Annotated in this window: 18 protein-coding genes; 13 read left to right on the forward strand and 5 right to left on the reverse strand. The window is 44.8% G+C overall.

Going from position 1 to position 25588, the window contains the following annotated elements:
* Positions 1-284 precede the first annotated feature (284 nt).
* The 3 genes from PPA03S_RS17690 to PPA03S_RS17700 all read left to right on the forward strand — a co-directional run bounded on the left by PPA03S_RS17690 (position 285) and on the right by PPA03S_RS17700 (position 3960).
* Positions 285-1124 (forward strand): YitT family protein, encoded by an 840-nt coding sequence (locus tag PPA03S_RS17690; RefSeq protein WP_062324740.1) that lies wholly within the window; start codon positions 285-287, stop codon positions 1122-1124.
* 524 nt (positions 1125-1648) lie between these two features.
* A complete protein-coding gene (locus PPA03S_RS17695) occupies positions 1649-2830 on the forward strand; it encodes an ROK family transcriptional regulator (protein ID WP_062324666.1) in 1182 nt (393 codons plus the stop codon).
* A gap of 164 nt (positions 2831-2994) precedes the next feature.
* Positions 2995-3960 carry a sugar phosphate isomerase/epimerase family protein gene (locus tag PPA03S_RS17700; RefSeq protein WP_062324668.1) on the forward strand — a complete coding sequence of 322 codons (966 nt, stop codon included), beginning with the start codon at positions 2995-2997 and terminating at the stop codon, positions 3958-3960.
* Between the two features lie 132 nt (positions 3961-4092).
* Here the strand turns inward: PPA03S_RS17700 and PPA03S_RS17705 are convergent, their stop codons facing one another.
* From PPA03S_RS17705 to PPA03S_RS17715, 3 genes are all read right to left on the reverse strand, one after another.
* A complete protein-coding gene (locus tag PPA03S_RS17705) occupies positions 4093-4731 on the reverse strand; it encodes a response regulator transcription factor (RefSeq protein WP_062324670.1) in 639 nt (212 codons plus the stop codon).
* Positions 4728-7040, reverse strand: coding sequence for a sensor histidine kinase (locus PPA03S_RS17710; RefSeq protein ID WP_167666062.1), 2313 nt, complete (start codon positions 7038-7040; stop codon positions 4728-4730). Before PPA03S_RS17710 ends, PPA03S_RS17705 begins: the two co-directional genes overlap by 4 nt.
* Positions 7041-7203: 163 nt before the next feature.
* Positions 7204-9246, reverse strand: coding sequence for a serine hydrolase domain-containing protein (locus PPA03S_RS17715; RefSeq protein ID WP_062324674.1), 2043 nt, complete (start codon positions 9244-9246; stop codon positions 7204-7206).
* A 406-nt stretch (positions 9247-9652) separates the two neighbouring features.
* Here PPA03S_RS17715 and PPA03S_RS17720 point away from each other — a divergent pair, with 406 nt between their 5' ends.
* Positions 9653-11803 (forward strand): TerD family protein, encoded by a 2151-nt coding sequence (locus tag PPA03S_RS17720; RefSeq protein WP_062324676.1) that lies wholly within the window; start codon positions 9653-9655, stop codon positions 11801-11803.
* 221 nt (positions 11804-12024) lie between these two features.
* Here PPA03S_RS17720 and PPA03S_RS17725 read toward each other — a convergent pair whose 3' ends face one another.
* A complete protein-coding gene (locus tag PPA03S_RS17725; RefSeq protein WP_062324678.1) occupies positions 12025-12609 on the reverse strand; it encodes a P-loop nucleotide/nucleoside kinase family protein in 585 nt (194 codons plus the stop codon).
* Positions 12610-12908: 299 nt separating this feature from the next.
* Here PPA03S_RS17725 and PPA03S_RS17730 point away from each other — a divergent pair, with 299 nt between their 5' ends.
* Positions 12909-13244: a PadR family transcriptional regulator gene (locus tag PPA03S_RS17730; RefSeq protein WP_062324680.1), complete on the forward strand. Its 336-nt coding sequence runs from the start codon at positions 12909-12911 to the stop codon at positions 13242-13244.
* Positions 13241-14593 carry an FtsW/RodA/SpoVE family cell cycle protein gene (locus PPA03S_RS17735; protein ID WP_062324682.1) on the forward strand — a complete coding sequence of 451 codons (1353 nt, stop codon included), beginning with the start codon at positions 13241-13243 and terminating at the stop codon, positions 14591-14593. The genes PPA03S_RS17730 and PPA03S_RS17735 overlap by 4 nt, the downstream gene beginning before the upstream one ends.
* A 61-nt stretch (positions 14594-14654) precedes the next feature.
* Here the strand turns inward: PPA03S_RS17735 and PPA03S_RS17740 are convergent, their stop codons facing one another.
* Positions 14655-16424, reverse strand: a complete 1770-nt coding sequence (locus PPA03S_RS17740; protein WP_062324684.1) for an ABC transporter substrate-binding protein — start codon at positions 16422-16424, stop codon at positions 14655-14657.
* A gap of 134 nt (positions 16425-16558) precedes the next feature.
* On the opposite strand from PPA03S_RS17740, the gene PPA03S_RS17745 reads away from it, so the two are divergent.
* The 7 genes from PPA03S_RS17745 (at position 16559) to fabD (ending at position 25572) form a co-directional block, all read left to right on the forward strand.
* Positions 16559-18178, forward strand: coding sequence for a DUF4153 domain-containing protein (locus tag PPA03S_RS17745; protein WP_062324686.1), 1620 nt, complete (start codon positions 16559-16561; stop codon positions 18176-18178).
* Positions 18179-18270: 92 nt separating this feature from the next.
* A complete protein-coding gene (locus tag PPA03S_RS32945) occupies positions 18271-18621 on the forward strand; it encodes a hypothetical protein (RefSeq protein ID WP_157284224.1) in 351 nt (116 codons plus the stop codon).
* Positions 18558-19436, forward strand: coding sequence for a membrane protein insertase YidC (gene yidC / locus PPA03S_RS17750; RefSeq protein ID WP_062324687.1), 879 nt, complete (start codon positions 18558-18560; stop codon positions 19434-19436). Before PPA03S_RS32945 ends, yidC begins: the two co-directional genes overlap by 64 nt.
* A 380-nt stretch (positions 19437-19816) precedes the next feature.
* Positions 19817-20653: an undecaprenyl-diphosphate phosphatase gene (bacA, locus tag PPA03S_RS17755; protein WP_062324689.1), complete on the forward strand. Its 837-nt coding sequence runs from the start codon at positions 19817-19819 to the stop codon at positions 20651-20653.
* Between the two features lie 171 nt (positions 20654-20824).
* On the forward strand, positions 20825-21568 hold the full coding sequence (locus PPA03S_RS17760) for a diacylglycerol/polyprenol kinase family protein (RefSeq protein WP_062324691.1): 744 nt from the start codon (positions 20825-20827) through the stop codon (positions 21566-21568).
* 15 nt (positions 21569-21583) lie between these two features.
* Positions 21584-22264: an MBL fold metallo-hydrolase gene (locus PPA03S_RS17765; RefSeq protein WP_062324694.1), complete on the forward strand. Its 681-nt coding sequence runs from the start codon at positions 21584-21586 to the stop codon at positions 22262-22264.
* A 20-nt stretch (positions 22265-22284) separates the two neighbouring features.
* Positions 22285-25572 carry an ACP S-malonyltransferase gene (fabD, locus tag PPA03S_RS17770; RefSeq protein ID WP_062324695.1) on the forward strand — a complete coding sequence of 1096 codons (3288 nt, stop codon included), beginning with the start codon at positions 22285-22287 and terminating at the stop codon, positions 25570-25572.
* Positions 25573-25588: the final 16 nt, after the last annotated feature.

Raw genomic sequence — 25588 nt, forward strand, 5'->3', positions numbered from 1 at the left:
AATCTGACCATGACGGTAAGTCATAAACGTCAGTCCTGTGTAGTGACAAACATCCATGATGACACATGACATTTGTCATGTATGTATGTTGATCCTGACTCTGAATCAGGGCCCTGACCGGAATGACGTCGGACTCCTTTGTACAATTCGAGCAACAATTTGTATTATGTATACAAATTTTGTTCATGGCATGGTAGAATCTATCATTGAGTGATCAAGTGATCATGACAACTTATGAAATTGGTTGATAGGTTGATTTTCTGATGGATTGGATGGAGTGTATGATGAAGAAAAGAATAACGGATATTCTATTTATTATGGCGGGTGCATTTCTGTTTGCACTTGCAGTAAACCTGTTTGTCATCCCGAATGATCTGGCTGAAGGCGGCGTTACGGGTATTACGATTATTTTGTATTACCTCTTTGAGTGGTCTCCAGGACTGATGAACTTGCTCCTCAATGGTATTTTGCTACTTGTGGGGTACAAGTTTCTGGACAGAACGACAACGGTGTATACCATTATTGCGGTGGTATTCAACTCGCTGTTCCTGCACCTGACCGAGAGCTGGACGATTGCATCGGATGAGCTCTGGATTAATACTATTTTTGGCGGATTATTTGCCGGTCTGGGTATCGGCTTGATTGTTAGAGTAGGCGGCACAACAGCGGGGACAGTTATTCTGGCTCGGCTTGCCAACAAATATCTGGATTGGAACATCAGTTATGGACTGTTATTTTTCGATCTGATCGTGGCGTTCTCATCGTTCTTCATTATAGGGCCACAAGGATTGATGTGTACGATTGTCATGTTGTTCGTTGGCACCAAAACGATGGAATTCATTATTGAAGGACTCAATCCGAAAAAAGCAGTCACCATTATATCGACCAAACAGGATGCCATTGCACAGCAGGTCATTGAGAAAATGGATCGGGGAGTCACGGTCCTGTCCGGTCATGGCTACTATACGAAGAACCCGAAAGAAATCTTATATATTGTCATTAGCAAACAAGAAGTCCCGATGCTGAAGAAGATTGTGCGGGCGGAGGACGAGATTGCTTTTATAACCATCCATGATGTACGTGACGTATTTGGCGAGGGGTTCATTGAACTATCCAAATCCTAATGAAGTGTATATAAGGAAGGGAGTTGCGGTGGAATGTCACCGCAACTTTTTTGATGGATTAATCCAACCCAGGTTTAATCTAGAGTAAAAAGATACCCTTCTCTCCAGAGAAGGGCAGAAGGCTATTAATAGTGCTTTCTTTTTTTGATTACGCCATATTCAATAGTTACATGACAGTGTTTTTTGACCTTGGGAACATATTTAATTTTGGTAACACATGTTTTCGTAATTTTTTTATAATAACACTTTGTTTTTGGATCATAACATTTATGTTTCTTGCTATACATATTGAACCCTCCCTGATTGTGATAGATTATTGTATGAACAGGTCACTGTTTCGGAAGCGTATATACGTCCATAAATGTATAATAATACCTGAATTAGACGTTTATACTCTAAGTGAATAAGTCGTTCTTAATAGGAGAGGAGTCTAAAGACAAAAAGCTGTACACGTACCAAGCACGATGATATATTGATTTTAATTCGTTAATAAAGTTAACTAACTTATAAAGGAGGGCGACCAGTTGGCTGGCTCACCGCAATATATGCGCAATCTGAATGAAAATCTAATAATGGACGCACTGATTGCAATGGGTGACATGTCGAGGGCTGACATCAGCCGATATACCAAACTTAGCAAACCTACAGTGTCGTCAGCGGTTGAGCATCTGATTGAACGAAATCTTGTGCTTGAAACCGGGAGAGCTGACAATGCCCAAGGTCGTAAGGCAACGTTAATACGTTTCAATCAGGCAGCTTATTATGTCTGTGGCGTTGATATTGGCGCAACCCAAATCCGTATGGCATTAGCCGATCTGAGGGGTGCAGTGCTGGACTATAGAACTTATCCAATGGAAGCGAACTCAGGTCGGGATCAAGCGGGGACGCAGATTCTTGATCTTCTACGGAGGTATACGGATGAATTATTGGCGGCGAATCATCTGACATGGGAGCAGATCCAATGTATTGGTTTTGGTATACCGGGCGTTGTAAACCCGAATTCGGGAGAGATCAGTCGTATTGTTTCTCCATTAGAAGGAATGGAAGAAGCGCTTGAGATGAATTCATTATCCAAGGTATTCCCATGCAAAATCATTCTGGAGAATGATGTGAACCTGGCTGCGCTGGGCGAGTACACAAATGGAGCAGCGGTGGAATCGGATCTGTTTGTTTTTATGTCCATCGGAGCAGGGACCGGAGCAGGCATTATGGTGAACGGTCAATTGCTTCGAGGAATGGGCGGACTGACGGGTGAGCTTGCCGAAATGCTATTGAAAGGGGGCCGGCGTCTGGAGGATATGTTGTCTGCGGATGGACTAATGAAACTTGCACGAGAGATGCAGGCTCATTTTCCTGAAGAATACGATTCGGGTACAGCGGAATTCCGAAAACATCCGACGCCAGAGAGACTATTCGAAGCTGCCCGGAGTGGAGAAGTGCAGGCCGTTCAAATTCTGGAGCAATACAGCCATTGGCTTGCAATGGCACTACATCATATTTGTGTGATTCTCGCTCCTGATCTCATTGTGCTTGGCGGAGGTATTGGGGGGAACGGGGATGTACTGCTGCCGTTTCTCAGACAGATCCGTTCTGAACAATTCTCGGTTCAGCCGAAACTGACCTGTTCAAAGCTTGGGGATCGGGCTGTCGCGACTGGAGCAGTGCAGGTGGCCTTGCAACAAACGATACTGCATCTCCAGCACTAATCGATAGATGTGGTGAAGCGGTTACCATCGAGCGTTATTATTCAGGCGTAACCAATATGAAATAAATGAAATTGTAAATAAACATCAGCCAGACTGATATAAAATAGAGAAAAAAACTGTAGACATGGTAAGGGCCTAACATCGCATACAGGAGGAACACAGCTATGTTTACCGACAAAAAAGAGTACTCATTTTCAACTTGCTGGAACATCAAACGTCACACTACAGGTCAGGGCATGATGGAGGAGATCAAATCACTGGGATTCAGACAGGTTGAGCTGAACTATAACGTTACAGACGAGATGCTGCAAACGATTGAACCAATGATTGAGCGGGGAGAAATGGGCATCTCCAGTGTACATAACACGTTCCCGCACGTAGCAGATCCTGATTATGGAACCGATTCGGTTCTGCTAGGTTTCGACGATGAGCCGCGCCGGAAGCGGGCAATTGAACTGCTGCTTCGTTCAGCCGAGTATGCTCATCGGTATGGCGCTAGGGCGGTTGTGGTGCATCCAGGTGAAGTCCCTTTTGAATATAATATTGATGAAGCGTTGAAAAAAATATATCACGATCAAGGACCGGATTCCGCAGCCTATCAATCGTTATGGCAGGAGATGATCGAGAAGCGTGAGGCGGGCAGCGCACACTACCTGAAACGGATTCAGGAGAGTCTGGAAGAAGTATGTGAGCTGTCCGAGCAGCGCGGGTACGGAGTGAATTTCGGCATAGAGACCCGATCACGCTGTTACCAAATGCCAACGCTGCATGAGGCGGGTACGATCATCGGACGAATGAAGGGGGCGCCACTCGGTTTATGGTACGACATTGGTCACGGCATGATGATGGACCGAATGGGACTCTATGACAATGTACGCGAAGCGAACGAGTTAATTGACCATGTCGTTGGCGTGCATATTCATGAAACGGTAGGATTGTCGGATCATTGGTGTCCTTATGTACATAGTAAGGACATGACATTTTTTGATTCGTTTTTGGATATCATTGATCGTTCTCCGGTTAAAGTATATGAGTTAAAAGCGGCATGTACAGCAGAAGAGATTGACGAGAGTCACCGGTTAATAACAGCTCGTATAGCTGAACGTCAAGCGGCCCGTCAGCACAGTTAAGGTGGGCTGGCATTCCTCAATTCAAAACTGTAAAAGGGATCGATAACCATACAGAGAGCGGTACAGAACGACTTTTAACTTTCGGGTTAAAGAGGTGTTCTACCGCTTTCTTTGGCATGTATGAGGCGGGGGTTATTGCTTCTCAGGGAGTATGACGTCTCCAAGTATGCCAGCCTGATAACCTTTCACTACAGCACCAATTCTGGATTTCACGCCAAACTTCTGCGTAATGGAGGTGATGTGATACTCAACAGTGCGCTGACTGATCGCCAGATCCTGTGCAATTTCCTTATTGGTCATTTCCAATGAAATACGGTGAAGCACTTCGCGCTCCGTTGCAGTGAGTGATTCCTCTAAATGGGGAGAAAGCATTCTCTCTGGAATAAGCACATGGCCCAGCATACTTTGTCGGATGGCATTGATAATCTGTCCATACGTCGCTTGCTTAGACAGGTACGCATGAACACCCAGATCGTAGGCTTTTAACTGGAATTCGTGATAGTTGTATCCGGATAACAAAATAATTTTGATAGTTAGTCCAAATTGTTCTTTTAATTTTTGGGCAACCTCAAAACCATCGAGTTGAGGCATACGGATATCCATTACAACCACGTCAGGTCGCAATGCTTCTACTTCGGACAAGAACAGCATCGGATCGTTAAATGTTTTCAATACCTTTATGCCTGGTTCGCGGTTTAAACGGTTGTTGAGACCTTCCATAACCAGGGGGTGATCATCCAGCAGTACGACTTGAATGTGTGGTTCGCTCATTGTACAGTTACTCCTTTGGTTAAAGGCAAACGAATGCTTATGGATGTTCCTTTGCCAGGGCTGGAATGGACGGTGATGTCGCCACCGAGATGCTGGATGCTGCTTTGGATGGATATTAAACCGAAGTGCCCCGATGCTGAATTTGAAAAATCATATGCGGAATGAACATTGAACCCCGAGCCATCATCTTTTACCTTGAAAATGAGATCCTGATCCTGAGTGTGCACCTCAATGGAACAAAAAGAAGCCTGGGCGTGTTTCATCACATTGATGACAAGTTCCCGTATGGTCCGAAACACCATGGATTTCAGTGGTTCTTGTTCCAATTCAGCAGACGGCGCGTTATAGCTGAGTTCCATCTTGATCCCGCTCTGCACTTGGAGCGAACGAACAAGCCATTGCAGCGCTTCCTCAAGATCGCTTCGATCTATAATATGAGGGTACAGATCATCACACAATTGGCGTATATCCTTCTGGGAAGCATACAGGCACTCCAGCCAAACAGCCGTTTGATCCATATGTGTCTCTCCGGTATCATGAAATTCCTCCAAATCACGAGACAAGAAAATCAAGTTTTGGAGCAGCTGGTCATGAAGGAAATAGGAGGTTTTCATACGCTCTGCTTGCTGGGCTTCCATCAAAATATCATTGAACTCACGATGACGGCGCATCTGGAGTTCATGGAGAGTCGTTTGATCTACACGGTGTTCATATCGTTTCTGCAGATCAGATAAAAGTTTGCCATTCACGAGCATTCGGATTGCTTCGAGCCGTCCTTTATCAATGATATCCTGCTCTTCTGCTGAAAAAAGGGTACCATTTCGTTTGTGACCAATGCCCAGAAAACCTGCCATCTCCATCGGTGGTTCACCTGACAACTCCCAAACCTGTGCCAAGTCGTATCTCTGTCGTAAACCTTCAACATGTAACGCCTCGTCTTCGACATCCTGAATGGAAGCGAAAACTCCTGTACCTGCTTGAGAATAGGAGTGCTTATCATCGATCCAGATGATAACGATGCCTTCAATATCCAACAGCTTGTGAAACATCTCGGCAAACAGATGAATCATGTCCCGCATGTTTTGCTGCTCAGACATTCGAACAGTCAATCGCAGCTGCTGGTGTTCAAGCCAGTCCTTGTTACGTTTGTTTTGCTTGCGAGAGCGTGTGAGCGTGTACTGATACACCCATGTGATGAGCAAAAAAAGGACAAAGAGCAAGCTGGTGTGCACGAAGGTATGCAGGTTTGAAGCAACTATGAACAGTAAAAATACGATTAAGGCGTACAATCCATGAATCAACAATCTTGGCATAACCAGTTTGAAATCAAGCATACTCCGCTGCACGAGTACATAAGTGAACATCCATGATAAAGGAAGAAAACCAATTAATGTGTATTCAACAGGAAGCAACGGTTCTCCTTGCAGCAGGGTTGGAACGGCAAAACAGATGATGAAGGGAATCAGGCTAACGATAATGCCTGCTGACATGAGTAATAGCTGATTCTGCTCCTTGCGATTATAGCTTAGACGATTAGACCATGTAATCCAGATTAATACCAGAAGGGTGACACAAAGAATAAAGGTAAGCAGATTGGTTGGACCAGACGATGCAGCAGGAGTGCCAACAATAGTAATGCCTTGATTGAACTGAACTTCGGTCATAAGCCATCGTTTAATGTACAGAAAAGCGAGACCAGTGGAATAGGCTATGGCAATACATCTGCTGATCCATAATAACCATCGAAAGTGATGCAGACGGCTGCGGAATACAAAAGAAACATAAAATGCGGTTAGACAATAAGGTAACCATGCAGCACAAAAGGCCAAAATATAGTTGGATAACGGAAGTTGGGCAGTATATATTGTCAATATACATAAGGCCATGGACAGGTTAAGCAGGTAGAATAGACGCATCACACGGGAACCTGGTTGGCTGAACAAGGCATAACTTCCGGTTAATAATAACAACAACTCTACACTGGAGGAGAAGCCGAGGTTAAACCATTCTCGCATTCCAGGCTTCATGATATATTCTGCTGCCTCGCTACTAGACTTCTCTATGCCAATGGTGTAGGCTTCCGTCACTGAGAATATACCTTGCTGATGGAGTAATCGGACGTTTCCTTTTGGCTCCAGAGAGATAACGGTGTCACCTGACCTGATCCCAGATGAATAAGCTACACCTTGCGGATCCGCTTCGTCTACCACCCATGAGTTGGAGCCATCCGGTATCAACGAAAGTCCGATATAAGGGTGTGAAAATGAAGAGATATGAATATAAATGGCTGTCAGTATAAAACACAACATCGTTATAAGCCATACAAAACTAAATTTACTTTTTATGAATCTACTTAATGAAAGTTCTAATCCCATGGAAGAAATCATCCGTTCTTATGATGTGCATCATTGGTATATGTTGTGAAAAAAGCAAGCCATGCAGCATTGGCACGGCTTGCCGTCGATCATGATATTAATGTAGCAGAGTTCCCAACATTTTGTACATCAAAACCGATGATTCCTGCCTGAGCATAGGCTGCTTCGACTTATAATCGACAGCACCGCTGCTTGATACAGACACTTCCGGACCGTAGAGACCCAAAGCGACCACAAACTGGACACCTTCTTGAGCCCAACCATCCTGTGAACCTGCCAGGTTGGCAGAGGCTGCAGGTGCTCCGAGTAGTTGTTGTGCAGTTCTCGAAATAATTACCGCGGCCTCTTGCCGGGTTATAGCTTGCTCGGGATGAAACCATCCACGAGTATTACCTTGCACAATGCCTAGTTCAAGAGCGGTTTGAACATAGGCGGCATAGGGGCTAGATAGGGTATCTTTAAATTTTGGCGATTGATTTGAAAGGGTCATTCCGCTGATGCTCACGATCTGTGTTACGAATTCAACACGACTTACAGGTTTATCTGGTTCAAAAAGGGGGTGATCCTGTGGATACAGGCCAATCTGTGCTAGACGATAGATGTAAGGAGCATAAGGATGATCTTCTGGCACGTCTGTATAAAGTTTAGCTTCAGGCAATTTTTCGGACCAGCTATCCGATTTGTTGTAATAGAAATAGGTGATTTCCCCTGACTTATTTTTTTTGAAGCCAGCGAGCTTACCATCCTCATCCCTGAACAGCATGTCCTTAACGGGTGTTAAGGTGTGAGTACCGTATGCATCTATAACCCGAAGTCCCTTCTCTGTTGTCGAAATATCATATAACCATGCGGGTAAACGGACATCACGATAGAGTCCTTCGTATGATCGGAGTGCTGCCTCAGATACGCTGTAATCGGCATCCTTGGTCTGGTTATCTGGATAATAATGACCCATGAATGCGTGAAAGAGTGCTTCTCGCAGGTCAGGACCATCACTATTGGATACGATAAAGAGGCCGGTCTTTTCGTCAGGCAACAGCCACAGATTGGAGTGGAAGCCTGCAAGATCACCTGCTTTACTTACCACGTTTCGTCCATGATTATACTGCGAATAGGTGGATTCGAATCCATAACCCGTGCCGGGTAGATCAGGATGAATGGAGACATCCAACGTTTGCATGGCTTGTACGGATGAGGGATCGAGTATGCGTGCGCCCTGGTACGAACCTTGGTTGAGCTGGGCAAGCATAAAATGAGCCATATCTCGTCCAGTTGTAATTAATCCGCCTTCAGGTGAGCTGTCTGGTACGTTGGGATATTGGGAAAGCTCCTGTCCATCTGCGTTATAAGGAACCGCGAGTCTTTCCAGTATGTCTTTGCTTAATGTGAAATGGCTATCGGACATGCCGAGCGGGTTGAAAATATGCTGCTGTACATAATTCTCAAATGGCATCCCCGACTGTTTTTGAACAATATAGCCCTGAAGGGCATAGCCGTAGTTGTCATATCGGAAAACTTCTCCGGGAGTACGGACAACGGATGGTTTGTGGTCTTTGATGAATTGCTCAAGTGGATAAGAGCTGTTCAGTTCCCTGGCTGTAGTCGCTGTATCGGTGAAATCAAATCCGCTGGTATGGGTCATCAGGTGTTTTAAAGTCAACGATGTCCCGGTGTGATTGGCCAGTTCCAGCCCATCTGTGTACACGCTGATATCCTGATTAAGCTTTACTTTACCTTGCTCTGCCAATTGCATGATGGCTGTTGCGGTAAACGTTTTGGAGATCGAGGCTGCACGAAACAGGGTGGAGTTAGCATCGACAGGGATTTCTTTTTTTACATTGGCATAACCATACCCTTTATTGAGAACAATCTGTTGGTCCTGAACCACAGTGACTACGGCACCTTTCAGAGCGGCCTTTATTTCAGGCTGGGCAAAGAAACCATCGATGAACAATTCCGTTTCCTGAGGGCCTAAAGGGTTGTAGGATGGTTTGCCCTCTGCGGATACACTTGTAAATGTTGTTAAGCTCAAGGATGCAATCAGCATGATGCTGGCTACAGTTTGTTTCCACTTGTGATTCGATTTGTGGCTCTGATGTTGAGGACTTAGGCAGGTTGCGGAATTGGATTTCAATTTCATAGCATACTCCTTTGTGATGTTGAAATGTGGACTTTGATATATGTTGAGATGTGGTTAGACCTATATATACAGCCCGTATCTATAATCTATCAGTTCTAGCGCTTCTTAGACCCCGTAGTAAGCGTGTATTTATGAGGGAGGTTCCGCAAACCTTTTGCGTGATCCCGCAATGAGGCGTTGTGCCAATTTGTTCATTTGCCAATATCGAAAATTCTGGGATATAATATGGAATAATCAGGCTATGGCATCCCTTCCTTCTAAATCATTCGTTCAGTATTAGGGGTGCCGCTCTCCTGTTTTTTGTTTTTTTATACATAATGATTAAGTTGATCCTTGGATGGTTGCAAGTTAGAAATAGGATGGAAAAGAAAGTAGACATATATGATCTTCAGGGAGATTACAGGCGATGGACTTATTTTCAATCTATCTGAACAGGGAACTCAGGGTAATCATTACAGAGAGTGATGATATATTGCCTGAATGTGTTCTGGCGACAGCATTGAAAAATCTGGAGTTACTGGGATATACATTTTCGACCAGATTGATTGATATGCTGAGTACGTGGGAACAAGAGTCATTTGTGCTCTGGGTTGAGCGGGTCATGGAGGAACTTCGTTATATGACAGGTGCTCATCCTATGGGGAACTTTAGCGTTCCAACGTATCCTGATCAACTGATGAATATTCATGAGAGCGAGCTTTACCTGAACGCATTGATGCATTATTGGACACTTCATAAGCAGGAGAGCAAACTGGATGAACGAACATTATGGGTCGGTCAGACCAGGCTTCGTGTGATCGACATCGGTCATCCATCTGATTTTCATCGAATCGGACTTAACTTGCTCGCAGGCCAAATGCCACGGTCACCCGTAGCACGAGAGCAGTTCATTTGGTTCGCGACGGAGTATGATGGATGGGATCTGTTCGAGCTGGATCAAATCCTTGTGAAAGAGAATGCGGCAGTCTATTGTGCTGCATGGTTAAGAACAGGACGAGCTTCATTGGCACATTTCCAGCGATATTTGCGAACAGCAACAGACATACTGCGGCTGGCTGCAGCTTGTTCCGATGGTGATGTTAGTCTGAAGCGGAACACGCGCTTTCGTTCGTTCAACCGATCTGAGCGTCGTTTGCTGCTTGCTTTGTTAGAGTCTGTTCCCGAACCGTTGGAAGAGCTGTTTCGTTACAAAGGACGTTGGCTAAGATTAGCTGAACGACTGCATCCGGGTGAGTATCGGCAACGATATCCAAAAGCGGTGAAAGCCATTGAACAGTTACGCTCTGGAGAGCGCCCGTTTACTTTTTCAGGCAGGGTGGAGCATGCTTTTAAACAAATGGATCGTTCCCTTATACTGACTACACTAGCTGAACGGCCTGATGAGATGGTACGACAATTGGATCGAATGATTCGTTCGGGGGTTGCGGTGCGGGATGTGGTGAGCAAACTGGAAGTTGTGGCAGACAGGCTTTCTACGCCTGCATTGCTCCATGTGCTTACTCATTTTCGGACAAGAGTGAATGTTCAAGAGCGGAGATGCTTTTTTCCAAAAGGGAATACAGCCAAGCTGTATGTTTCTGCACAGACGTTGCCACCCATGGATGCTCAGGATGTTCATGTAGTCATCTCGGCAGTGGAGGATGTTTTGCTGAAACGCTTTGCGAAGTTGCCCTCATTCGGTAATGTCTACATTGATGAAAGACTGCAAGATTATACGATACCGCAGGGGAGCCGCTCAGTAAGTAAATCCCATAAATTCCTATCCCGTGGATCATGGGTCCCTTTACCAGCCGGTGATACGGTTCGCTTTTTTATTTGGTGGAGAGAGGGCGGGGGTGCCACCGTTTCTACCGGGCGTGTGAAAATCGCTCTGTGCTGTGTGGTATACGATTCGGATTGGCACGCTCTGGATCAGGTTTCCTATGCCCATCCAAAGTCGGATAACGTTCAGGCCTTACATAGCGGCGATATTGTGGTTGTACCGGATGGTGCGGCAGAGTACATCGATATACATATGCCTTCTGCACGTGCGTTTGGGGCCCGATATATTGTATTGATGGTTAACCTGGTTGCTGATCACCCACTCAATGATTTGTCCGAGGTTTATGCAGGATGGATGATGCGAAAGGCACCGCAGCCGGGTGATATCTTTGAAGTGTCTCCAGTACAGGACCGGATTGATCTGGCGATGGGTGCACATATAGGTATGCCAGCTATTATAGATTTGCAGGAGCGCCGTATATTATGGTGTGACCTTGGACAGAAGCAGTTCCCTAGTATACAAAATGATGTAGAGAGCAAGAAGTCAGGTATCGCATCGATCGCAAGAGCCATGACTGAACTGCGACGTCCTGATCTGTATACCTTATTTATGCTGCATGCGACCGCACGCGGAAGATTGGTGGAGACGCTGGGTGCAGCGAATGTTGTGTTTACGGCGGAACTGGAGTCCAATCGTGTAGCTGAAGTAGCGGAATATTTGACCGAAGGACCTGCTGTGGATCGTACGGTGATTACACCATTGGCACAGGAACGTATTTTGGAGCATTTTTTGTAAGGATAGGGAGTTCGTGAAGCCTGAGCTCGTATTATATAAAATGGTAAGAGGTATTTGTCATGTTGGCCCATTAAGGTCTTCTTGGCAAATACCTCTTTTGCTGTGTCTTCATATTTCTTCGATGTGTAGCAATAGTCCAACCCATAAGAATTCTCGGACACTGGCATTCACCAAGATATAGCTTGCTTGAGTTGGAGACATGGCCTAATTGATTCTACATGTTATTCATACATACGCTGTTCCACTTCAGTTAATGCAATATGGTAATCTTCTTTTGAATTATCGATATAAGCCACGGCTGAGGGGGGCAGCGGCCAAGCGACTTGTTTGTGGGAAAGTGAAGCAGTGAACGCCTCCCAGTTCGCGAGTTTCCATTCATCCAGTGGAGATTGTCTGGCTGTAATTCGCTCACGATACAATGCTTCATTAGCCAGATAAATATAGGCCACACGAACATCTGTATCCTGCAAGGATCGGCCGATTCGGGCAAGCTCTTGCTCGATCCAATCTGGTGTTCCGGTTTCTTTGGTAAACGGGCCCACAACAACAGTATCGATACCCAATTGCACGTTGTCCAGTGCAGCATCCATCGTAATACGGTATCCCAGATCACGGCACAGCCGTTTGTATTCCGGTGAATCCCGATCGGATGGGTCGAGTCCTTGTAGGGTCATTATGGCTTCAGCAGCTGGACGCAGCAGGATATCCATATCCAAAAAAGCAGCTTTATGTTTACGCGAGAGGGCTTTGGCAAGGGTTGTTTTGCCGCTCCCGGCCCCGCCAAGAAAGAAAATCAGTTTGCTCATGATTTGAATGTCCTCCTCATAATGAATAGAAAGAATATGTAATGTGTGTGAGTAAGAATAAGAGATTCATGATGACACTCCAGATGTGGAATGACTTGTTTATTTTATCACAAACGTCCTCAATGGATAGCTGGACAGAAAAGGAAGGATCAGGTAATATAATACCTAGATTTACTATGCATAGATTTCCGATGTATACGACCAAGTGATTTTATGGAGTTAATGTTGAATTTTTAAGAAGTGGTAAAAGTGGTTGTGGTTATTGGACGTGGGAGCATGAACAAAGGGGAGTGACAGCTTTGCAGGTAAACAAACAAATGATTAAAGGCAGCACGGAGACATTGATTCTTACGCTACTAAAGGAACAGCCGCTATACGGTTATGAATTGATCAAGGAACTCCATCGTCAATCCGAGGGTGTGTTTAATTTGAAGGAAGGTACGTTATATCCCATTCTGCACGCGATGGAGCTTGAGGGATGGGTGGAGTCTTACTGGATGGAGGTTGAAGGTCGGAAACGCAAATATTATTCCATTTCTGACAAGGGTATGGAGGCGTTGCAGCATAAAAAAGCCGAGTGGCTTTTATTCCGTGGTGCCGTGGATCGGGTGCTTGGAGAGGGAGGCTTAACATGACCGATCAACATGCGAAGATTAAACATTATCTTGATCAACTGTGTAGTCAGGTTAAGGCACGTGAAGTACATACTGATCTGCGTGATGAGCTTGGCAACCACATGGAAGAAATGATGCTGGACAAGGAGCAAGAGGGCTTCACTCAAGAAGAGGCGGCTATGTATGCCATTGAGCAGATGGGGGATCCCGCAGTGGTGGGCAAAAGCATGCACCGGTTGCATCGTCATCGTATGCATTGGGGACTGTTCATTGGATTAATTGGTTTGGCTACAGTTAGCCTGTTGATAATGTGGATTTTTACAACGAATGTCGCAGATGTAAAGTATCAGTCCTTATATCGGGGGCATGTGGTGTACACGGTTATAGGTGTAACGATAATGTTGTTCTTTATTTACTTTGATTATCGTAAGTTGAAAAGAGCAGCCTGGTGGATCTATATTCTACTTAATGCCATGCTGTGGATCAATCCAGTGCTATCTTCCACTTACGATGGGATAAATAGGTTCTGGGTGTTACCATTAGGCTTTGTGTTAGATGTGACCACGGCTTCAATGTGGATTTTGCCACTTGCTATAGGTGCCATTATGCTGGACAAGCTTCGTTCCAATTGTAATCTGCAATCCATATTAACCTATATTGCAATGGTGGCGTTACCTGCGGTGCTATTGTTTCTAATGACGGATTGGGTTCGCATGTTTCTGTTTGGCACAATGTCCATTATTTTATTTGGCTGGCTCACGCGAAAATGGCTTTACACAGCCTTAGGTGCTGTTGTAACAGGAAGTGTTTTTGTATTGTTATTGTTTTTTGCAGATCAATACGGAGGCCTGAAGAGGCTCTCTGTCGTTTTGAATCTTCAGGAAAACCGCTACGGGAGTGGTTATAGCAATTATTCCATTATTGAAATTATTCGATCAGCCGGCTGGTGGGGTAACGGGATTGATACAACGTTTGACAGTTTTAAAACGAGTTATAAGGATTACCCAGGTGTGCTGCTCATTGATGTGTTTGGCTGGTCAGCCGGGATATTGTTATTGGTGGGGATCATTTGGTTTGTTGTCAGTATGGTAAAGATGCTTCCTCGCATTCGGGATGATTTTGGTCGCATGATTTTGGTCAGTATCACAGCCATGTTTGCAATGCAAATCATCTATTCGTTGGCGATGTCCACCGGTAAGGTTCCAATCCTTAGCATTCCCTTTCCTTTTATTGGATACGGAAATCACCTGATGTTTGATTATGCCATGTTCGGTTTACTTCTTGGTATTTACCGCAGGAAGGATACTATTTCAAAGAAAAATGACAAAATGCGGCAGAAGGTGGATGCCGACCCAATAATGAGTTCATAGGCATCCAGACTCATTACCGCATTTTGAAACGAAGGGATTGTTATTCTCGTTTAACGAGCATTTATGGGAACCAGATGTGCCGGAGGTTTACCCATCCCTGACTGTTGAAGGAAAGGCCGCGAACGGAAGGCAGATAGGCAGTCTCCACAGGTTTTTCTGTTAAATGGAACAATAAACTCTGCTGTAGCAAAAATTGTTCGACCCGATCCAGTTCGGCAGTTCGGTCAGCTGATATTTGCGAAGCAACAACGGTTTGCAGCATCTCCTGTACCCTCTTCTTGGAAAAGTCCTCCAGATGCTCCGATAAGGTGAGATAGAGATCGTATCTGCGCAATTCTTCGTCCCGATCCCGTATCAGCGAGAAGAGAATCAGATCGGATTCCAGCCGCAGATGACCTTTGAACTGTTCCATTGTACCCGTGCGGACTGTACAGGAGAAGCCGCACATTTCCAATGACGATGCCAAACGTTTGGCATCCATCCGATATTGAGGAATAGTTGCGATGTGCAAGGAGATCGGGATGTTAAAAGTGGGGTGCTGAGACGAATGAGTTACCTTTTCTGCATTCATTAACATCTTACCACTTTCTCCTGGATCACTTTCATGCATATCATTCCGATACATTTCAGCAATACACGCCTGAACATGTGTTCTTACATCCGGATCGCTTAGCGGTCCGGTTTTTTGCGTATTACAAGTGAGTAATTTGCGCACCATCACGCCTGCACTTATCTGTGTCCAGTCCCTACCCTCAGACGAGGATGGATTATGAACAAGATGGAAGAAGGGAGATTCGATATCTTGCCTTTCATCCAAATGTGCAGGGGTACTCCACGGAATCTGTAGAATATCTACTCGGTCCAGATGGGCTCTGCCTTGAAAATACATCGGAAAAGCTTCAAGTCTGCACAGGTGATCATCCCAGGTTGTGACCTTGAAAGGGCCCGTTCCTATAGGCTTCTGCATGGTATTCGGTAGATCTGGTTCATTGTCTCCATTTTTATGCTGCCCGTAAGGGGCTTGTGAAACAATCGCTGCACGGCTCGTAGAAAGAAAGGGCAAAAACAATTCGTGTGGGGCTTTGAGCTTGAAACAAACGGTCAAGGTATCTGCTGCTTCAATCGAAAGAATTTGTTTGCTCACATCGCGGTATAATGTCCGGCGTTCTGTGGATTGCAGTCGTTCAAATGTATACACCACATCCGCAGCGGTCAACAGATGTCCATTGTGAAAAGTAACACCTTTACGCAAATAAAAAAAACATGTTCTCCGATCTGAACTGATATCCCAGGTATGAGACAGGCAGGGAACAATCTCTCCATGTTCATTACGTTGAACCAGCCCGTCGAACACATGACTGGTGACAAAAGATTCGGCCAGCAGATTGATATAAAGGGGATCAAGCGCGTGCAGCTGTTGGCGGATCGGTAACCTGAGCGTATCAATTCTCTCATTATGGCTGCCAGCTTCCGTATGATGTCCAGAATAACCAAGCAGCCACTGGTTTAGGTGATCCTGCATCGTCGTAGAATTGGAGTAAGCACCAACCTGTTCGGCAGCTTGCTGCAGCTCCCGGCGATTCATGGCTTGCATCATGTATTCTGCTGCAATTTGATCAGCCGGAACAAGCAGGGTTAGCGTTGAACGCCGTCCGCGTCCGCGTTGGGACACCCAACGAATCCATTCGTTGGCAACCATTTTTTTGACGATTGTTAACGTGTTACGGTGTGTACAATCAAGTAGTTCAGCAAGGTCGGCAAGTGTAACTTCGTGTTCTGTCTTGTGACCAAGTCGGTTATGCAGCAGCAGATATTGCTGGTGTAATTTCAAATATGAAGCCCTCCTGGGAGATGATCACGATGGTAATGTCATAAAATAAGAAGTTTTGTTCATTTTTATTTCTATTTATATTCTTATTTTATCATCTAAAATTAAACATAGAAAGTATAATGGAGGTTTTTCCCATGATTGATAAAATAATGGCTTCACCGCAACGCGCTTTAATCACGCTGCTATCTGCATGGATACTGGCTGTCATTCAACAGTATTTATTCTTTGGCAATGAGATAGGCGTATCGTATCCGATCTTTGTTATTCTCTTTTATGGTTTCATGTATCTTTTTGCCCGGGATCGTATGAGGTCATTCAAGTGGATTGATGCATTTGTAGGGGGCGTTGTTTTTTTGTTGTCGCTAACTTTTATGTTATACGACAATGAACCGCTGTACGCTCTCAATTTCCTGGCTGTACCGGGCCTTATTAGCTTACATATGACATATCTGATGGGTAGAAAACGGAGGCAGTGGTGGGAAATTGGCTTGATCGGTACGGCTATTGACCATCTGGTACCACAAGCCATACGACATTGGGGGACCATTGGGGCTATGGCTGTAAAAGCAGGAGGACGTGGCATAGGCAAGTCACAGAAAACAGTTGTTTTCAAAGTGCTCATTGGCCTGGTGGCATCCTTGCCCATCCTCATTGTGGTCTTATCCTTACTGTCTTCTGCTGATGGAATTTTCAATCAATATTTATCCGGATTCCCGGAGTGGCTGAATCAATTAACATTTACGCCAGGATTACCGAGAATCCTCTGGATTATTATTGCAGGTGTATTGTTGTTCGGTTATGTATGGGGATTCGTACAGCCGATGCAATATGAAGCAGAGAAGAGAGCGAACGCACATTGGAAAAATGGAGCAGAATCCGCGGTTATTCCGCGTGATCATACGCTTGAAGCCTCTCCTGTAAACCCGATTGTCGAGGGGGAAGTTACGAATCAGATCACGGCCGAGGAACCCTGCACGCAGGTTCATCGGGAACCATTCAAATTGGACCCGGTCATTGTGGGCACGATGCTGCTGGTCATTAACTGTGTGTACGTTCTGTTTGTGCTCGTACAGTTTTCGTACTTGTTTGGTGCAGGCGACGGGCAGCTTCCGGCCGATCTGTCTTACGCGGAGTATGCGAGAAGTGGATTCGCAGAATTGGTTCTCGTCACAGGCATTAACTTTTTTATTCTTATTGTTGCATTGCAGTATACCCGTCCGAGTGGAAAAGCTGGTTTAATCATGCATCAAGTGTTACTTTTGGTTCTGGTCTGTTGCTCAGCAATCATGTTGTATTCCGCGTTTATGCGTCTGAATCTCTATGAGCAGGCTTATGGATATACGTACATTCGATTCCTAGTGCACGCATTCATGATCTTCCTGGCACTTCTATTATTGATTGCCGGTCTTCGTATACGTTACACAACGATACCGCTGATTCGCTGGTATATTGTGCTGGCACTCACAGCCTATGTTGCAGTCAATTATGTGGGAATGGATAAACGAATTGCCGAGCTAAATATCGAACGTTATCATCAGACGGGCACAATCGATGCTTCATACCTGGCGAGTCTGTCGGCAGATGCAGTTCCGCTACTGCGGGAGTTTGCCTTGGAAGAGTATCCGATTCTAAAGAAGAAGCTCTTGGAGCGCCATGCCTTCCTGGACAAGAATTCAGCAGACCTTTCCTGGCCTTCTTATAACATGGCAAGACATAGGGCTGAGCTTGAATTGTCCAAATTGAGAACGGAATGAATTCATCTATCTGTTTTCCAGCAATGAATTTATGCAAAATCAATATGTAAGTGTTATACTATAAAAACTAACCTATAAAGGGGGTGAATTCCTTGTTTGAACTTCATGAATTAATACCTTATATATTCACAATCGGACTCATTTTCACCGTCAGTTATGCTTATATTGCCCATCTGCATTGCGGCATGACAGAGTACTGGATGGAAGCTGGAGCCGGTGGTGGACTTGAACCAGGCTTGCCTGCATTGTTCCTGGATGCACACCACAGACCTGAAGCATTAACTCGAATGGTCAGACGCAGAGAATCACCGGATGAAGATGAACCCGATTGCACGCCCTCGTTGAGCGAAATTCCTACAAATCAACGAGGAGGATATATATGGAACATAAGACAAGCAAGGGGTTCACTTTTACATCGGGCAAGGGACGGATCTATGGCCTGATCGCCATTTTGTTTGCGGTCATGCTGCTTGCCGGTTGCAGCAACAACGTATCAGAGATTACTTCATCAACACCGGGATTTTTTAATCATTACATTGTTTTTCCACTGTCGTATCTGATCCAGCACTTTGCTACCCTGTTTAGCGGAAGCTATGGGGTTGCAATTATCGTGATTACACTGGTCATTCGTCTTGCACTGCTGCCTTTGATGATGCGTCAAGCCAAATCTCAGCAAGGTACCCGAGTGATCATGAATGCCATGAAGCCGGAGATGGATGCGCTCAAGAAAAAATATGAGGGCAAAAACGATCCGGCCGATAAGCAGAAGCTTTCGCAGGAAACGATGGAGCTGTACAAAAAGCACAAGTTCAATCCGCTGAATATCGGTTGCTTGCCGATGCTCATTCAGTTGCCTATTCTGTCCGGTATTTACACGGCTATCCGACTTACGCCAGAGCTGTCATCCCACTCATTTCTGTGGTTCAAATTAGGAGCGCCTGACTATGTGCTTGCTGTTGTAGTAGCTGTTATTTATCTGATTCAAGCCAAGGTCTCGCAAGCCAATATGGCGCCGGAACAGCGAAAACAATTTGCAATCATGGGATACATCTCTCCTCTGATGATGGCCTTTTTCTCCCTTTCGGCCCCGGCAGCTATGCCGCTGTATTGGACGATTGGTGGTTCATTCCTGGTCTTGCAAACGTTATTGTTCCGCAAACTGTATCCCGTTGAACATCCGCAGGATCCTGCTGTGATTGAGGTGAAGAAGGTCAAGTCTGCAAAACATAACAAGTCCGCAAAACCTGCCAAGTCCTAGACTGGCGTGTAACATCATACAATATCTAAGAACATCTTTTACGTACATGCACCCTATAGAGCAGACATAAAGTCTACTTTATAGGGTCTTTTTGTGAGGGGGTACTATCCAGTGATCTAAGAGGTAGATAATAGCTCAACAGAATTTAGTGTATAGGGGAGGGGGGAACATACGTATGGTAGGAAGGGATTACAAGTCAATTTCAGAGTAAACATGATGCGGAAACATGGAATAAAAACATATAAAATTTATTGTTTGGATTTATTGACAAAATTTGATGCATCAATTACCATTTTGTTTAAGAGTTTTGGGAAGGAGCTAATCTATTGTAGAAATGCTTGACTTAATAGGGCGTTTTTTGTAAATTCATACCGCGATAAATTGGATCTGGAGGGGAATTAGTGGATATTATTATCGGGCTTATACTAGGTATAGTGGAAGGACTTACGGAGTTTGCCCCAGTGTCATCCACAGGTCATTTGATTCTGGTGGGACATTTGCTAGGTTTCGAGGGTACTGTACGTGCTTCGACATTCGAGATTGTAATCCAACTCGGTTCCATCCTGGCTGTAGCTTTTCTGTTCTGGAAACGAATCCTCAGCATCCTTGGCATTCATGTTGGAGAAGATCGGAAAGCAACCAAAGCTAAGGAAAAATTAACACTTATTCATATCATTATTGGCGTGATCCCTTTTGGTATTGGGGGCGTATTTTTTTACGATTACATAAAAGAGGTTTTGTTCAGTGCTCAAACGGTTGTTGTTACGTTAATCCTTGGCGGGATTCTGATGATTGCAGCCGAGATATTCAAACCGAAAAAGCCGGCTGCAGAAACGTTGGATCAGGTCACTTACCGACAGGCGTTAATTGTAGGGTTGTTCCAGTGCTTTGCGCTTATTCCCGGTTTTTCAAGAATGGGTGCTACGCTATCAGGAGGTTTGCTGGCAGGCATGAGTCACAAAACAGCCTCGGAATTTACGTTTATAATGGCGCTTCCTATTATGTTCGGCGCTTCACTGAAGGATTTATACGAGAGCTGGGATTATCTGTCCGTTGATGATCTTCCCTTGTTTATTACAGGGTTTGTAACTGCTTTTATCGTAGCTATGATTGCAGTTAAATTTTTCCTGAAGTTGATTAACCGGATTAAACTGATTCCTTTTGCGATCTATCGCTTTGTATTGGCAGCCGCTTTTTGGATCTTTTTACTTCGCTAGAAGTACAGACCATTCATTACATTTGAATAAGGTAACAATAATCGGGAGTCTTATCCATAATCAGTGTTTTTTATTAACTCACATTGAAAAGGAAAGATTCCCTTTTATTTTTTGGCGGAAATTAGCGGTTAGCTAAAGGGACATTCATCTACTGAGGTGGGAGCGCAAAATATGACTGCATTCATCGTAAAGCAAAGCATCATGTTTGTCATACTGTATGGAATCCAATTTTTGATCGGTACGATTGTACTCAAATATCGGTTGCGTGTGAATTACGCTCGTAAAATTGTTCATTTCATGTCATTTATTACACCGATGGCTATCGAATTGATCGTGAGCTCCAGTACGGGATATACCGGGCCTATTTTTATCGTCGGAATGCTGATGAACTGTGTAATAATGCTCATCTATATTAAGCCAATTCGTGAGAAAAGTGCATTGGTTCATCGCATGTTTGCCTCGTTTGACCGACCAGAGGACCGTCCTCATACCTTGCTATGGATGAATACGCAATTAATTGCCGGCTACGTTGTTCTGGCACCCTGCTTTCTATATTTTCAAAGTATAGGTTATGGCACGCTGGCCTTTATCCCGGTCATTATCAATGGACTTGGAGACGGACTTGCCGAACCGATCGGTATTCGCTTTGGAAAGCATAAATATCGTGTTCATGCCTTGTTTTCCAAGAAAAAGTTTACTAGAAGTATTGAAGGCAGTTTATGTGTGTTTTTATCAGCGGTACTTATTTTGCTGGTATTCGCAAGTAGTTTTACCGTTCCGCAACTCGTTGTGGCACTTCTGGTTCTTCCTATAGCTGTAACTCTGGCTGAGGCATTCTCACCCCATACCGTAGATACTCCGTTTATACTGATTGTTGGTTTTGCGTGTCTGTATATGATTGTTTCATTCGTTTAACAAGGAGAATAGCATATGACAACCAGTGAATACAAATTGCTTGCCATAAAGTCCAGTTATGGTGCGTTCATCAATTATAGCTATGTTGTCGTTGATAAAACGACTCGCGAGGCAGCCGTTATTGATCCTTCTTGGGATCTGGAAGCCATTCTTGATTCCCTGGCAGCGGAACAGGCCACACTTACTCACATTCTGTTAACGCATTCCCATGTTGATCATGTAAATCTGGTGGGGGCATTGCTGGAGCGTTTCAATCCTGAGGTGTATATGGGAGCCGTGGAAATTGAATTTTTTAGGTACCAATGTGAAAATTTGAAACCCGTAAAGGATCAGGATGCCATTTTGCTGGGTAACACACTGATATCCTGTATGCTGACCCCTGGGCACACGCCGGGTTCAATATGTTTTTCATTGCAAGACCATATTTTCACAGGAGATACTCTGTTTGCGGAGGGATGTGGCATATGCTCTGAGCGCGGAGGGGACCCGGGTGCGATGTATCACAGTTTACAAAAAATACGGGAACGAGTACATCCTTCTGTCAGGGTATACCCTGCACATTCGTTTGGCCTTGAACCGGGTCAGACACTTGATATGCTGCTTGAGAGAAATATATATTTTAATATTTTGGATAAAGAACAGTTTATTGCTTTTCGTATGCGAAAGAATCAGCCGGATGCCAAAAGCTTTGTGTGAAGGAACAAGGGGCGTGACATATGAAGGAAAATATTGTTTTTATGTTCTCCGGTCAGGGTTCACAATATATTCAGGCGGGAAAAGAACTATACCGGAGTTATCCGGTGTTTCGTCAATGGATGCTGCAGATGGATCGTTGGGTTCAAGATATCGGCGGCAGATCCATTATACAGGAATTATACGATTCAAATCGGTCTTATTCTGATGATTTCGAGGAAACTCTAATTACACATCCTGCCATTTATATGCTGGAATATGCGCTTGCCAGGACGTTAATGGAGAGGGGGGTTATACCCACAACCGTTGTTGGCACCAGTTTGGGGGAGTTTGCGGCAGCGGCTGTATCCAACGTAATGACTCCCAAGGCGGGACTGGAAGCAGTTTATAGACAAGCTGAAATCATGCACAGGACGTGTACTCCGGGAGGCATGCTGGCTGTATTGCATAGTCGTGACGTCTATGACACTAATCCGGAGCTGTATGGGGAGTGCGAGCTAATTGCTGTGAATTCGTCAAATCATCTAGTCATCTCCGGGAGTTTGAGAGGGGTTACAAGAGCAGAGAGTTGGCTTAAAAACCAAGGGCTTTCTTATGTCAGACTGCCTGTGACTCAGGGTTTTCATTCAGCCTGTATCAATCCTGCGGCCAAAGAGTATTTAGCCTATCTGAACACGCAGTCTTACAATGTTCCCGCGATTCCGTTTTTCTCCAGCTTGACCGGACAACCTGTCACCAAGGTATCAACCGACCATTTTTGGCGAGTTGTCATGGAACCGATTCAATTCTCTCAGGCGTTATCTCATATAAGAGAAGAGAAACCGAATAGTATATTTCTGGATTTGGGGCCTTCGGGCACACTTTCCAGCCTCGTGAATCAGATTAGCCCCCGGAAGGAACGAACATGTGTAACCATGACACCCTTCCATCAGGATGTAAAACATGTAGAACAGATCATTAGTTGTTATGCCAATTCGAATGAAACTGGAGGGGATGAACCTTTGTGGGCATATGTATTTCCAGGACAGGGATCACAGAAATTGGGCATGGGTGAAGGGTTGTTTGAGCAGTTTCCAGAGCTGACCCGGCAGGCGGAAGATATTCTTGGATATTCCATTCGGGAACTGTGTATGTATGATCGTTCTCAGCAATTAAGCCTCACAGAATATACGCAGCCAGCTTTGTTTGTAGTTAACGCCATGACATATTTACATAAGATCAAGGAAACGGGCAGAAAGCCAAGCCTAGTTTCCGGTCACAGTCTGGGAGAATACAATGCGCTTTTTGCGGCAGACGTATTTGATTTCGCTACAGGACTGAAGCTTGTACGCAAAAGAGGAGAACTCATGAGCAAAGCCCCTAAAGGGGGGATGGCCGCTGTGATCGGTCTAACGGATATTGCATTAAAAAAAATCCTTCAACAATATGGGCTGCATCAACTGGATATCGCCAATCTGAACTCCCCGACCCAAATTGTTCTGGCAGGACCTCTAGAAATCATTGATCAGGCCAAAACGATTTTTGAACAAAACGGCGCGCAGATGTATATCCCTCTCAGGGTCAGCGGGGCATTTCATTCCCGTTATATGGAACAATCAGCGAAACAATTTGAACAGTACCTCCAGCGTTTTTCTTTTTCCGCTCCAACGATGACCATCATTTCGAATTATACAGCTAAGCCCTACCGCTTGAATGAAATTCATGGCAATTTGGTCCGTCAAATTACACATCCGGTTCGCTGGTGTGAAACGGTAAGGGTTCTGATGGGCATGGGAGTAAACACAATAGAAGAGATAGGTCCAGGCAACGTGCTGACTAAGCTGGTTACAAAGATTCAGACGGAGTGCGAGCCCATAGTATATCGTCCTGATGAAATGTCTGTGGAACCGTCAACGTCAGCAGTTCACTCCACTTCTCCAACATCATCCGCCATACAGCCCGGCAGCAAAGGAACTCGACTGTCCGAATCCCTAGGCTCAAAACAATTTAAAAAGGACTACAAGTTGAAATGGGCCTATTTGACAGGTGCAATGTACAAAGGGATTGCTTCTCCCGAGATGGTTGTTAAAGTGGGGCAATCAGGAATGATGGGTTTTTTGGGGACAGGTGGGCTAAGTTTGAAACAGATCGAAGAAGGAATCGATTATATACAACAGCATTTGCAGGATGGACAGGCGTATGGGTTAAATCTTCTGCATCAAATGACTCATCCTGAACGAGAGGAAGAACAAGTTAACTTATTACTGCGTAAAGGTGTACATACAGTAGAGGCTTCCGCCTTCATGGGTGTTACTCCGGCATTAATTCAGTATCGTGCCCATGGATTGAAGCGTTCTTCAGATGGGCGGGTAACTGCAACCAATCGCATTATTGCCAAGGTATCCAGACCTGAAGTAGCTGAAGTATTTTTAAGTCCCGCTCCGGAATTTATGGTTGAGAGGTTGTTAAAGGAAAACAAGATTACATCTGCTCAGGCAGAACTCCTGAAAAAAGTACCTGTTGCAGAAGATCTTTGTCTTGAGTCTGATTCAGGAGGACATACAGATGCGGGCGTGGCTTATGTCATGCTGCCTGCAATCGTTCGTCTTCGAAATAGAATGATGGAAAAGTACAGTTATTCAAGAGACATTTGCATAGGTGCTGGGGGCGGTATTGGTACACCTGAAGCTGCAGCAGCAGCCTTTCTGCTCGGAGCGGATTTCATTGTAACCGGTTCAATTAATCAATGCACTGTTGAAGCAGCTACTAGCGACGCTGTGAAGGATTTACTACAGGACATGAATATACAGGACACGGAATATGCCCCTGCTGGAGACATGTTTGAGATCGGAGCCAAGGTGCAGGTGCTTCGCAAAGGTGTATTTTTCCCCGCCAGGGCGAACAAGCTCTATGATCTGTACCGGCAGCATGATTCATTGAATGACATTAGTGAAAAAAACAAACAGCAGCTGGAAAACAAATATTTCAAAAAAACCTTTGAAGAAGTATACCGCGAGGTTGTTCAATATCGATCTCCCGAGGAAATACAGAAAGCTGAACAGAATCCCAAATACAAAATGGCATTGGTATTCAAGTGGTATTTTGCCCATAGCACAAAGCTTGCCATGGAAGGAACAAAAGGTCATCAGGTCGATTATCAGATCCACTGTGGTCCTGCCTTGGGTGCTTTTAATCAATGGGTAAAAGGCACACCGCTTGAGGACTGGAGAAACCGTCGTGTAGCTGAAGTGGGCATAAAGCTGATGGAAGATACGGCTTTGGTTTTGGAGGAACGCTTGAAGCAGTTGGCTGTGGCGGTTGAGATGAACTAACTTTTAGCATTGTGGG

Source organism: Paenibacillus pabuli NBRC 13638 (assembly GCF_001514495.1).
GTDB lineage: Bacteria > Bacillota > Bacilli > Paenibacillales > Paenibacillaceae > Paenibacillus > Paenibacillus pabuli.